Below are 12,836 nucleotides of genomic sequence, written 5' to 3' on the forward strand. Positions count from 1 at the left end.
TTTTTATATGTATTATTTATGTGTTTAACATTTAAAATTTACTTTTTATTAGTGTCTTATATATTAGTCTATTGGTATTTATATACAAAACAATATCATAGTAATGTTAATCTTATGTTTACAGGAAGATAGCATTTATTATTAATCATATAAATAAAAAGAGACAATCTCTAAATGATTCTTAAAATCAGATAAGAGATTGTCATGTTTACATTAAGAGATTATCATATTTACATAAGGATAAAGTTGTGTAGCTTTAATATACAAAAATCTAATTGCTATAGATGTAACTGATAAAGACAAATCACAAATATAGGATTTTGAAGAAAGAATAGAGTAGTCAGAGGCTATAAAATTAATGAAGAGGCTGTAGGTAAATTTGTTTTTACACAAATCTATCTACAGCCTCAAGACATATCATCTTAAAGTATTTTGGTACATTTTAAATATTTAAATTCTTTTTAAGATTAATTATTAATTTTAATGTAAGAATTATTTAAAATACTATCAAATTAATTTACAGCTTCTTTTCCTATTAAATCTTTTAATTCTTCATGAGTCATAGTTTCTTTTTCAAATAGGAATTTAGAAACAGAATGTAAATCTTCAAGATTATCCTTTAACATCTCTAAAGTTTCCTTATAACAACTTTCAACTATACGATTAGCTTCTTTTTGAATTTTATCACATAAGAAAGTCTTATCATTTCCATCAATAGTCATAAATCCTAAGTTACTCATACCATACTCACAAACCATTTGGTTAGCTATCTCAGTAACTTTCTTTAAGTCATCCTTTGCTCCCGTAGATTTATGATTAAATATTAATTCTTCTGATGCTTTTCCAGCAAGTAATATTTTTATTTTTCCAATCAGTTCATCTCTAGTATAAATATATCTATCTTCATCAGGTAATTGAAGAACATAACCTAATGCTTGTCCTCTAGGCACTATAGATATTTTTTGTATAGGACAAATTCCAACGATATCACTTACAAGAGCATGTCCAGCCTCATGATAAGCTACTATCTTTTTCTCTTTTTCAACTAATGAAGAGTTTTTAGATTCTAATCCTGCAATAACTCTTTCAAGTGCTTTGTCGAAGTGTTCTGCTGTAATATATTCACTGTCATCTCTAACTGCAAATATAGCTGCTTCATTTGCTATATTTGAAAGATGGGCTCCGTTGAAACCGTGAGTTTTTTTAGCTAAAAGTTCTAGATTTACAGATTTGTCTATAGGCTTGTCATCTGTATGTACCTTTAGAATTTCAAATCTAGTATGATAATTTGGTGCACCTATATGAATGTGTCTGTCAAATCTTCCTGGTCTAAGTAAAGCTTCATCTAATAAGTCAAGTCTATTGGTAGCACCTATTATTAATACATTGGAGTCTTTATTAAATCCATCCATTTCAACTAAAAGTTGGTTTAACGTTTGGTCTTTCTCATTGTTACTTTCAAGATGTCTTTTTGCTCCTACAGCATCTATTTCGTCTATAAATATTATACTTGGAGCTTCTTTTCTAGCTTTTTCAAATAGAGTTCTTACCCTTTTTGCTCCTACACCTACGTATTTTTCAACGAACTCAGAACCTGTAACATTGAAAAATGATGAGTTTGTTTCACCAGCTACAGCAGATGCAAGTAATGTTTTTCCTGTTCCTGGAGGACCATAAAATAATACCCCTTTAGGTATTTTTGCACCCATTTTTTGATACTTTTGTGGAGACTTCATAAAATCAACTATTTCAAATAGTTCTTCTTTTACTTCGTCTAATCCAGCTACATCTCTAAATGTAGTTTTTGGTTTTGTAGAAAGTGAATCATCTGTTTGATTTTCTCTTTCCATTTTTGTCTGTGCAAAGACAGGAACTGGATTGTTAATTTTTTTAAAAAAGTTGTTTAGCATTTTCATATTCACACCTCAGGTAATTAATTATTGTTAATCAATTTTATATTTTCCATATTTACTATTTTTTATTATTTATTTTTTATGGAAAAAATATACATGCAATCTAAATAAAAATAAATTCATAAATTTAACTGAAAAAAGTCATTTATAAATATGTGCAAATTAACTTTATATACTAAAAAAATACGACAAATCAAGATAAAATTGAAATGATGAAAAAACCATAATATAGATATTAAAGGATGTAAAGTAAAGTATTCAGTATAAAATTGGCTAAAGAAGTGTTTTTAGGTATTTACTATATAGAGTAGTAGGATAATAAAAGATTTTAAAGTTGAAGTTTGAATTTTTTTAATTAAATTTTGAAAAATAAGAGCAAAATAAATAGTACAAGCATATAATAAGTATTAGGAAGAAATAATTAAATGCAAATATTATGTACCTTATAATAAATATATGTAGGTTTAAATAAAAAAGCAGTTAATTTAGTAAAAATTTATTAAACTTAAAAAAATAGTTGCAAAAAATTTGATAAAATGATATAGTAGATAGGGTAAGAATAAAACAAAGAAGAAGTCCGCTTCTCACCTTACGCCGATGGTTAGTAAGGTAAATATAAGTTAAAGCTTAATAGTAATTTAAGCTTGTTTAAATTTGGTAACTTATATTGCGGATGATTATGTCATCCGCTTTTTATTTTATATTTTATAAAAATTTTGGAGGTGTCCTACAATTAGCAAAGAATTAGCAATCAATGAACAAATAAAAGACAAGGAAATAAGAGTCCTTTCACCTACAGGTGAACAACTTGGAGTAATGCCTACTAAAGAAGCTCAAGCAATGGCTACTAGTAAAAACTTAGATTTAGTTCAAATCTCGCCAAATGCAAATCCACCAGTGTGTAAGATAATGGATTATGGAAAGTTTAGATATGAGCAAGCGAGAAAAGATAAAGAAGCTAAGAAAAAACAAAAGACTATAGTTGTAAAAGAAGTAAGACTTAGACCAGGTATTGAACAAAATGATTTAAATACGAAAGCTAATAATGCTATAAAATTCCTTAAAAAAGGGGATAAAGTCAAAGTTGAACTTAGATTTAGAGGTAGAGAACTAGGACATAAAGATATAGGTAGAGAAGTTATGTTAAAGTTTTTAGAGATAATAAAAGAGTTTGGAGAACCAACAAAAGCCCCTGCATTTGAGGGTAATAATATGGTTGTAATTATAGATCCAAAAAAATAGATGATTAACTGAGAGGAGGAATTTGTCATGCCTAAAATGAAAACTCATAGAGGTGCAGCAAAGAGATTAAAGAAAACAGGAACAGGAAAGTTAAAGAGAGCTAAAGCTTATAAAAAACATATATTAACTAAAAAATCTGCAAAAACTAAGATGAACTTAAGAAAATCAACTCTAGTAAGTGATGGAGATGCTAAGAGAATAGCACAATTATTACCATACTAGGATAGGATACGGATTATAAACAATAACTATAGAAGAGGGATATAAAAGGAGGTCATAACGATGGCAAGAGTTAAAAAAGCTATGAACGCTCGTAAGAAGCATAAAAAAATATTAAAACTTGCAAAAGGATTCAGAGGATCTAGAAGCAAATTATATAGACCAGCAAATACATTCGTAATGAAGGCATTAAAAAATGCTTATATAGGAAGAAAGTTAAAGAAAAGAGACTTCAGAAAACTTTGGATACAAAGAATAAATGCAGCAGCTAGAATGAATGGAATATCTTATTCAAGATTAATGAATGGATTAAAATTATCTGGTATTGAAGTTAACAGAAAAATGTTATCTGAAATGGCTATACAAGATCCAGATGGATTTGCTAAATTAGCAGAAGTTGCTAAAGCAAAATTAGCTTAGTATTAAATCATGATAAAAAAAGCCCTTGAATTATTTACATAATTCAAGGGCTTTTTTTATTTTTTGAATATTATTTGTTTATATAAAATTTTTAATAAACTTGATTAAATATTATCAATATAATAATATTATCTTATTAATAATAATGAGGAGGTAGTATAATATGAATGATAAACTTATGGATTGCTTCATAAATCCAGTTAAATGCAAGTTGTTACTTGAGATTTATTCAAATAAGCAAACTACAGCAAAGCAATTAGCAGAGAAGTTTAAGGATATATCACAAGCTACACTTTATCGTTATCTTGATAAAATGTTAAAGGATAATATTCTAAAGGTAGTTGAAGAAAATAAAATACGAGGAACTGTTGAAAAGGTATATGCTGTTAAGTCAGATATTGATGATGATGCAAAAAAAATGATAAATGAAAACTCAGCAGAAGCATATGTACAGCTGTTTACTCAATATATGATGGCATTTATGAAGGAGTTTTATGATTATGCTAAAAGAGAAGAAAAAGATATTTTAAAAGATGGCTCTGTTTTTTCTGTCTGTCCAATATATGCGAATCTAGAAGAAATAACTGAAGTAGCTAGAAAGATTGGTGATATACTAGAACCTTTAAGAAATAACTCATCAGGAGAAGGACGCAAAATGCACTCTATAGGATTAATAATTGCACCTCCTAAAGAAGAATAAAGTAAAATTGTTGAAGTGCAGTGTAAACAATATATAAGCTAGTATGATTAAATAAAATATTGAGGGTAGTTTTAAAATAAAGATAGCAGTTTGATTTCTATATCAAATTGCTATCTTTATTTTAGCATGTTAAACTTTACATAAGTGATATTTTTATGTTAATTTATAAAATTTATATGATGAATTGATATAACGTGATATAGGTTATATTTAAGACTACAACAAAATATAAGTATTTTATTTTGATTTAATTTTGGTTGTTAGGCAAGTTATAACTATATTCCTAGTAAAAGACAACGTTGTACTTTAGATAATAAATAAAGCTATTTATAGTCCAAAAAATAAGTTTTGTTAGTATATATTGAAATGTATATCAAGCTGACATGTAAAGTGATATTATATATTTAAGGAAAAAATTACAATATCTATAGGCATATATTTAAAGCAAAGGGGTTGAAACATATGAGATTGATTACACGTTCTGATTTTGATGGATTAGTTTGTGGTGCATTATTAAAAGAAGCAGGTATTATTGATGATTGGAAATTTGCTCATCCTAAGGATTTACAAGATGGGTTGGTTGAGGTGACAGAAAATGATTGTCTTGCCAATGTACCATTTGTAGAAGGGTGTGGTCTTTGGTTTGACCATCATTCTAGTGAATTTGAGCGAAATGAGCTTAAAGGAAGGTATAGAGGCGAAAGTCGCATTGCTCCTTCTTGTGCAAGAATTATTTATGAGTATTATGGTGGAAATGAAAAATTTTCTCATTTTAATGAAATGTTAGAAGCAGTAGACAAAGTTGATTCTGGAAATCTTACTATAGAAGAGGTACAAAATCCAACTGGATGGATTTTAATTGGTTATCTTATGGACCCAAGAACAGGGTTGGGGCGTTGGAGAAACTTTACTATATCTAACTATCAATTGATGGAAAAGTTAATTGATGCATGTAGAACTTTAGATACAGAAGAAATTTTAAATCTGTCAGATGTAAAGGAACGTATAGAAGTTTATTTTGAGCAAACAGATAAATTTAAAGAAATGGTTGCTAAATACACACGTACAGAAGGAGATGTTATTATTTCTGATTTACGTGGAGTAGAGCCAATTTATACAGGTAATCGTTTCATGATTTACAGTATGTATCCAGAACAAAATATTTCTGCTTGGATTGTAAATGGAAAAGGTGGGAAAGGGTGTTCTGTAGCTGTAGGATATAGTATTTTAAATAGAACTTCAAATGTTGATGTTGGTAGTCTAATGCTTAAGTATGGCGGTGGAGGTCACAAAGCTGTTGGGACTTGCCAATTTAATGATGAACAAATAGACGAGTTACTTCCAATGTTGCTTGATGAACTTATAAATCCTAAGAAGTAATGCTCTAATTTATAAAGGATAGTATAAATAAAATAGAATTTCATTGTACCTTTTAACATAAGAAAGTGAAGTGGTACAATGAAGTTCCTATAAGCATGCATATTGAGGATGCTTACATATGCAACAATCATATCTGAGGATATAAAATTACTTTGTATTTCTATATTTTGAATATAAGATAAAATATACGTAATACAGTCAAAAATACACAAGTCCCTTTATCAATTTTACAACTATTCTGGTTACTTAACTGTTCAAATAATATTTTATACTCGATTTTCTCCATATATTTTAATATCGCTACAATCTCATCATAGCTATCTGTGTTAAATAAAAGTTTGTTATTTGAAGTATCTATTTAAAGTTTTCTAATAGTATATTTAAATATATTATTAAGTATGTTTAAATACCATGACATAAGAAATGAAATGTATATCTTTAAATTATAGATATATTTACAGGTAATAATCTACTAGTCCAATGAATGTTGCTCATAATCCTATAACCTGCTATAGTTTAAAATAAAGCATGATATTAAATTTTATTATAATCTAAAAATTTATGAGGGGGGCTTTTATGAAAATAAAATTTATTATAATGGTATTGATAGTGTTTTTAGTGGGATTGCTTGTGGCATGTCAAAGTACTAAAAATAAAGAAACTAAAATAGAAGATACAAAAGTTAATGTATCAGATACAGAAGTAAAAATATTAGGAACAGGTGATTTGCATTCAGTTGTGACAGATTCTCTAGTTTCATATGTAAATGAAGAAAGAGCAAAGAATGAAAATATACTTATGGTAGATGCAGGAGATTTTTTTGGTGAACAGAGTAAAGAAATGTGGGAATGGACCTCTGGCAAAAAACTAGTTAATATTAGAGAGAGTGGTACAGCAGAATATGAAGACATAGTTAAGAATAGTCAAGATGAAGTACCTATAGTTAAAGACATGATACCATTGAGATATGATGCTGTAGTACTTGGCGATAATGAATTTATTTCAAATGATAAGCAAGGTCTTGATAAATTAGTTTCTGATTTTAAAAATAATAATATACCAGTAGTATCAGCAAATATATATGAACAATCTGGAAAAAACTACATACAACCATATGTGATGAAAAATGTTAAGACAGATAAAGGTGATGTAAAAGTAGGAATACTAGGTCTTACTATAAAAGAAGTGGGGAAAAGTTCAGGATTTGAAGATATTGAAAAAGAAACTAAATCAAGAGAACTTGGAGAGCAAGCTGAGTATAAAGGTAAATTATATGCAAATGATTTAGTAGAAGATGCAAAGAAATGGATAAAAGTGATGAAGAAAGAAAATCCAGATATAGTAGTTGCAGTTGTACATTCTGGGGAAGAATCTAAGAGTTCTGATAATACAGGAAATAGAATAAAGGAACTAGCAACTACAGTAGATGGAATAGATGCAATAGTAGCAGGTCATACTCATAAGAAAATAAAGCAACATACATATAAAAATAAATCTGGGAAAGAAGTAATTGTTACACAACCAGGTTCGCATGCAGATAGTGTGTCAGAGATTAGCTTTAAATTAGATAAGAAGAATGGTAAATGGGGTATAAAGGAAAAAACTAGCAAATTAAAAATAGTTGATAAAGAAATAAATATAGTTGCTACTGCAGATTTACATTCACATTTTTCTGACAAATTATTAGTAAGCCTTGTTAATGAACGAAGTAAGCCAATTGAACCTGTTGTAGTAGATGCAGGAGACTTTTTAGACCCTCAAACAGATGAAATGATTGAATGGTATAAAGAGTGGAAGGCTATAAGGGATAATAATACTGATACAGTGATTAGTAGATGCCCAATGGCAATAGCTATGAATCAGGGCATGTATGATGCAGTAGTACTTGGCAATCATGAGTTTGTATCCGAGAAAGATGAATTTTGGGCAGATGAGCGTCTTTTAGATGCCGTTGTAGAGGATTTTGAACAGACAACAATTTCTGTATTATCAGCAAACATATATAAACAATCTGGACAAAACTATGTTAAACCATATGTCATACAAGATGTGGAGACAAATGAAGGAAATGTAAAAGTAGGAATATTGGGTCTTACGATAAAAGAGGTAGGTAAAGGTCTTAAAAATGTAAATTTACAAGAGCAATTTCAATATAAAGGTAAATTATATGCAAATGATTTAGTAGAAGATGCAAAGAAGTGGGTAAAAGTGATGAAAGAAGAAAATCCAGATATAATAGTTGCAGTTGTACATTCAGGAGAAGAGCCTAAAAATCCCAAGCATCCAGGAAATAGAGTAAAAGAACTAGCAACTACAGTAGATGGGATTGATGCTATTGTTGCTAGTCATACTCATGAAAAGATAGATGAACATGACTATAAGAATAAGTCTGGAGGTAAAGTTATAGTGACACAACCAGGTGAACATGGTAAATATTATTCTAAAATTACTTTTAAAGTGAAAAAAGAAAAGGGTTCATGGGTTATTAATGATAAATCTAGTAAAACAATTGAGGTTGAATAATTTTAGCATACTAGAGTAAGCCTTGTTTTATAACTGAAAAATATCAAGAACTATATGTAGATTTATTTAAAAAGGAATTTACATATAGTTTTTTTAGTATAATAAACAGTACAAACTTATATAGTAAAGATAAGGTATAAGAGTAAATTTTATTATCATCAAAAAAATTAAGGGGGAGGCTTTTATGAAAATAAAATTTATTATAGTTACATCAATAATATTTCTAATAATATTATTAGTGGGCTGTGAAAGTACTAAAGATATAGAAATCAATGTACTTGGTACAAGCGACTTACACTCAATAGTCCCAGAAAACCTAGTTTCTTATGTGCAAGAAGAGAGAAAATACGATGAAAACTTGCTAATGGTTGATGCAGGCGATTTTTTTGACATACAAAGTATTGATATGAATGGATGGTTTACTGGTCAAAAACTAGTACGATTTAATGATGGGATGCCGGAATTTAAAAAAATAGCTGAGCCACGTGAAGGAGAAGTTCCTATAGCTAAAGAAATGGCAAAATTAAAATATGATGCAGTTACATTTGGAAATCATGAGTTCGTTTCTAATGATAAGCAAGGTCTTGATAGGTTAGTTTCTGATTTTAAAAATAACAACATACCATTAGTGTCTGCAAATATATATGAACAATCTGGAAAAAACTATGTAAAACCGTACATAATGAAAGATGTCAAAACAGAAAAAGGGAATGTAAAGGTAGGAATACTAGGGCTTACTATAAAAGAAGTAGGAGAACGTTCAAGATTTAAAAGCTTTGAGCAAGATAAAAAAGCTAGAGCACTTGAAGAACAAGCACAATATAAAGGTAAATTATATGCAAATGATTTGGTGGAAGACGCCCAAAAATGGGTAAAAATCATGAAAAAAGAAAGTCCAGATATAATCGTTGCCATTGTACATTCAGGTGAAGAGCCTAAAAATCCTAAAAACCCAGGAAATAGAATAAAGGAGCTGGCAACAACAGTAGAAGGAATAGATGCTATTGTAGCTGGTCATACGCATGAAAAGATAGAGCAACATACATTTAAAAATAAATCTGGTGAAGAAGTGATAGTGACACAGCCTGGAGCTCATGGTGATAGTGTATCAAAGATTAATTTTAAGTTGGATAAGAAGAATGATAAGTGGTTTATAAAAGATAAGCATAGTGAATTAAAGGTATTTGGAAAAGAAGTAAATATAATTACGACATCTGGTTTACATTCAAATTTTTCAGATGAAATGGCAGTTAGTTTATTTAATGAAAGATATAGAGCTGTACAGCCAATCTTTATTGATACTGGAGACTTTTTTGATGCTAATACAAAAGAAATGACTAGATGGTCTAAAGAATGGCAGTATAATACAAAAAAAGGTATTCATAAAAGAATAAACGAATGGCCTATTGTTTATCTCGGCTATGATGCTGTAGTACTTGGTAGTCATGAACTTCTATCTGAAAAAAATGATTTTGAAGAAAAAAAGTCTACATTGGATTCTATTATAGAAAACTTTGAGGAAATGAAAATTCCTGTTTTATCAGCTAATATATATGATGAGTCTGGAGAAAATTATGTAAAACCTTATATAATGCATAAAGTTGAGACTAAGGAAGGTGATATAAAGGTTGGAATATTGGGGCTTACTATAGATAAAGATGAAAAAAATACCAATGATTCGAGTTCAGAAAAAAATTCTAAAAAAACAAATAGATTATATACTAATGACTTAGTGAAGGATGCAAATGAGTGGGTAAAGGTTATGCAAAAAGAAAATCCAGATGTAATTGTCACAGTTGTACATTCAGATAGTGATAATATAAATTTAAAAAATCCAAGTAGCGAGATAAAAAAACTTGCTACTACAGTAGATGGAATAGATGCTATTGTAGTTGGGCATACCAAAAATAAGATAAAAGAACGTACCTATAAGAATAAGTCTGGAAATAAAGTTATAGTGACACAATCTAGTGAAGATGGAGAGTATTATTCAAAAATAAGTCTTGAATTAAGAAAAGAAAATGGGACATGGAATATTATCAATAAATATAGTAAGGCGATAAAAATGAAGTAGAACAATAAATATTAAGTGAGACAATAAAGATGAATTAATACAATAAATAAGTAAATTGATAAAGCAGTAAATCAATAAAAACAAAGCAAATTTATACCATAATTATACAATTAGGTACAATGTAATATTAGATTTATTAGTAAGAATATATTTATATAAAAAATATATTTGAATATAGTTAAAACACTAAAAAATAGTATACTAAGATGAAAGAGAAGAACCTTTATATTTGATGTTCTTCTTTTTTTCTATTTAAACCCCTTTTTTCTATTTACAAACCAGTAAATTTATCTATAAAGAATCGAATATATTTTTCCTTTACATTTTTTGTTTATTATAGTCTTTATACAGAGGCATTTGAGTTGGAATAAAAATTATAGGTTATAAATTTTTATAGAATATATAAACAAAGCAAGACACTTTAATATAATATGAGTGCTTTGCTTTGTTATTTTATACATGTAATTGTCTGTTATTTTTTATAAGTTTTACTTTTAATATTTTTCTACATACTTTTATTATTATATATACTTATTAGATAAATTTAATTCCATATATTGGATATACAAGCTATTATTTAAACATACTTATTATATGATATAATATTATAAGTATAATTAAATTAAAATATCTTAATAAAGGAGGAGATTAAATATTTGGCATCTATACAACAGTCTATTAAAGATTATATGGAGAAGTATTTCAATAAAAAATTAAACTTACAAGAAAGACTTTTTTATCTTTTTTGTTTTGCTGGAGTTGTTTGTTCCTTTTTAGCCTTTGTTGCAGCTCTTTTTAGTAATCTTCCTAGTATATCTGTATGGGGGAGTTTTTCTTGTTTTTGTATCATGTCAATATTGGCAATCTATTCTCTTAAAACACAAGATATTGATAGAGGGTGCCTAGTAATTAATATAGGACTTAATATATTCTTATTTCCAGTACTCTTTTTTATAAGTGGTGGAGTGGATAGTGGTATGATGTTTTATTTCTTGTTGGGAATATGTGTTATATCATTGACTCTTAATGGTCTTAAGAGAATAGTTATAATATTTGTATCTACACTTGTGTATAGTATATGTATATTTTTGGCATTTAATTACCCAAACTTAATTGTGTCTATAGGTGAATCTCGTGCATCAGATACGATAAGTAATTTTATTATAGTTTCATTGTTTTTATGTATAGTAATGATTGTGGTTTTACAAGAGTATTCTCATGAGCGTGATAAAGTATATAAATTGAACCAAAGACTTGAAAAGCAGGCAATTATAGATGATTTGACAAAGTTATATAATAGAAGATATTTAATACAATATATGTCCGATATATTAAAAAAACCATTGGAAGAAAGAATTATGTCCATTGTGTTATTTGATATAGATGATTTTAAAAAAATAAATGATAAATATGGTCATCTATGTGGAAATAATGTATTAATTCGATTTAGTGAGATTTTAATTGAAGAGGTTGGAAATGATGGAATTGTTTCAAGATATGGAGGAGAAGAGTTTATAGTGGTAATGCCTAGCTTTACTAAATCTAAAGCGGTTGAGGTAGCAGAGCGTATTCGCATACATGTTTCTAGTGACAAAAAATTATTTGATTTAGTGGACAAAATTACAGTCAGCGGTGGTGTAGAGGAGTATGTTGAAAATATGACTATGGAGAAGATAGTAAAAGGAGCTGATACAAAACTTTACATAGCTAAAAATAATGGGAAAAATAGAATTGTAAGTTAGAGAACGTTTGGTTTAATAGTGTCATCATAGTAGATGCATTTGCCATGATGACACTATTATTTTAATCAATAATACTAAGTACTATTTGTATGTTTCCACTTCCTAATATTTCAGCAAGCTTACTGGTATCTTCAATATACCCCAGTTTAGTGTAGTTATATGAGGTTTGAAAATCTTTATAAAATAGAACCAAACAATCAGAGCCGTAGAGCATAAAATCACCAGTTTTAATATTTTTTACGGATTCTGCATTTGATGGCAAATCTTTTATAAAGTAATTGTATTTTTCGTTTTTATTTAAATCTTTCATATCTATTGTAAGTGGCATTTTTTTTATTAATGCCTGTACAGAGGAATTATTATAAAGTTTCAATACAAAGTCTTTATCTCCAATTTTAAGATTGGCAGTTATAATGTTATTTTTAATTGGTTTATTTTCAGTTGGTGTTATTACTTCTTTTTCTTTATAAGAAATAGGAGTTGCAGTCAAAGTATTATTTTTAGATTCTTGTTTTACTGTTTGTTTTGAGGCTGGAATACTTGTACAACCTAATAGTGCAAAGCTACAGAGTGCAGTTAACATGAGGGTTATAATCTTTTTTATATGATTACATTGCTTCATA

10 protein-coding genes and 1 other annotated feature are annotated in these 12,836 nt (G+C 28.3%); of the genes, 8 read left to right on the forward strand and 2 right to left on the reverse strand.

What is annotated here, in order from left to right; genetic code table 11:
- Positions 1 to 512: 512 nt before the first annotated feature.
- Positions 513 to 1,916, reverse strand: coding sequence for an ATP-dependent metallopeptidase FtsH/Yme1/Tma family protein (locus IC758_RS03770; protein WP_227433489.1), 1,404 nt, complete (start codon positions 1,914 to 1,916; stop codon positions 513 to 515).
- 558 nt (positions 1,917 to 2,474) lie between these two features.
- Positions 2,475 to 2,617 (forward strand) — a sequence feature (ribosomal protein L20 leader region).
- A gap of 28 nt (positions 2,618 to 2,645) precedes the next feature.
- On the opposite strand from IC758_RS03770, the gene infC reads away from it, so the two are divergent.
- From infC to IC758_RS03810, 8 genes are all read left to right on the forward strand, one after another.
- Complete coding sequence (gene infC / locus IC758_RS03775) at positions 2,646 to 3,155, forward strand: translation initiation factor IF-3 (protein ID WP_227433661.1); 510 nt, start codon at positions 2,646 to 2,648, stop codon at positions 3,153 to 3,155.
- 27 nt (positions 3,156 to 3,182) lie between these two features.
- Positions 3,183 to 3,377, forward strand: coding sequence for a 50S ribosomal protein L35 (gene rpmI, locus IC758_RS03780; protein WP_003418222.1), 195 nt, complete (start codon positions 3,183 to 3,185; stop codon positions 3,375 to 3,377).
- Between the two features lie 60 nt (positions 3,378 to 3,437).
- Complete coding sequence (rplT, locus tag IC758_RS03785) at positions 3,438 to 3,794, forward strand: 50S ribosomal protein L20 (protein ID WP_227433488.1); 357 nt, start codon at positions 3,438 to 3,440, stop codon at positions 3,792 to 3,794.
- A 163-nt stretch (positions 3,795 to 3,957) separates the two neighbouring features.
- Positions 3,958 to 4,494 (forward strand): helix-turn-helix domain-containing protein, encoded by a 537-nt coding sequence (locus IC758_RS03790; protein WP_227824702.1) that lies wholly within the window; start codon positions 3,958 to 3,960, stop codon positions 4,492 to 4,494.
- 462 nt (positions 4,495 to 4,956) lie between these two features.
- Positions 4,957 to 5,874 carry an exopolyphosphatase gene (locus tag IC758_RS03795; protein ID WP_227433486.1) on the forward strand — a complete coding sequence of 306 codons (918 nt, stop codon included), beginning with the start codon at positions 4,957 to 4,959 and terminating at the stop codon, positions 5,872 to 5,874.
- A gap of 576 nt (positions 5,875 to 6,450) precedes the next feature.
- Positions 6,451 to 8,397 carry a metallophosphoesterase gene (locus IC758_RS03800; protein WP_227483021.1) on the forward strand — a complete coding sequence of 649 codons (1,947 nt, stop codon included), beginning with the start codon at positions 6,451 to 6,453 and terminating at the stop codon, positions 8,395 to 8,397.
- 184 nt (positions 8,398 to 8,581) lie between these two features.
- Positions 8,582 to 10,471 (forward strand): metallophosphoesterase, encoded by a 1,890-nt coding sequence (locus tag IC758_RS03805; RefSeq protein ID WP_227845527.1) that lies wholly within the window; start codon positions 8,582 to 8,584, stop codon positions 10,469 to 10,471.
- A gap of 656 nt (positions 10,472 to 11,127) precedes the next feature.
- On the forward strand, positions 11,128 to 12,213 hold the full coding sequence (locus IC758_RS03810) for a GGDEF domain-containing protein (RefSeq protein ID WP_227831297.1): 1,086 nt from the start codon (positions 11,128 to 11,130) through the stop codon (positions 12,211 to 12,213).
- 61 nt (positions 12,214 to 12,274) lie between these two features.
- Here the strand turns inward: IC758_RS03810 and IC758_RS03815 are convergent, their stop codons facing one another.
- A complete protein-coding gene (locus IC758_RS03815) occupies positions 12,275 to 12,835 on the reverse strand; it encodes a cyclophilin-like fold protein (RefSeq protein ID WP_227831296.1) in 561 nt (186 codons plus the stop codon).
- Position 12,836: the final 1 nt, after the last annotated feature.

The sequence above is a fragment of the Clostridioides sp. ES-W-0016-02 genome, assembly GCF_020641035.1.
Lineage (GTDB): Bacteria > Bacillota > Clostridia > Peptostreptococcales > Peptostreptococcaceae > Clostridioides.

What these genes read in the sequence shown, in the direction of transcription:
- IC758_RS03770 (WP_227433489.1), bottom strand. Translation starts at nt 1,916, where the DNA reads ATGAAAATGCTAAACAACTTTTTTAAAAAAATTAACAATCCAGTTCCT.
- rpmI (WP_003418222.1), top strand. Translation starts at nt 3,183, where the DNA reads ATGCCTAAAATGAAAACTCATAGAGGTGCAGCAAAGAGATTAAAGAAA.
- rplT (WP_227433488.1), top strand. Translation starts at nt 3,438, where the DNA reads ATGGCAAGAGTTAAAAAAGCTATGAACGCTCGTAAGAAGCATAAAAAA.
- IC758_RS03790 (WP_227824702.1), top strand. Translation starts at nt 3,958, where the DNA reads ATGAATGATAAACTTATGGATTGCTTCATAAATCCAGTTAAATGCAAG.
- IC758_RS03795 (WP_227433486.1), top strand. Translation starts at nt 4,957, where the DNA reads ATGAGATTGATTACACGTTCTGATTTTGATGGATTAGTTTGTGGTGCA.
- IC758_RS03800 (WP_227483021.1), top strand. Translation starts at nt 6,451, where the DNA reads ATGAAAATAAAATTTATTATAATGGTATTGATAGTGTTTTTAGTGGGA.
- IC758_RS03805 (WP_227845527.1), top strand. Translation starts at nt 8,582, where the DNA reads ATGAAAATAAAATTTATTATAGTTACATCAATAATATTTCTAATAATA.
- IC758_RS03815 (WP_227831296.1), bottom strand. Translation starts at nt 12,835, where the DNA reads ATGAAGCAATGTAATCATATAAAAAAGATTATAACCCTCATGTTAACT.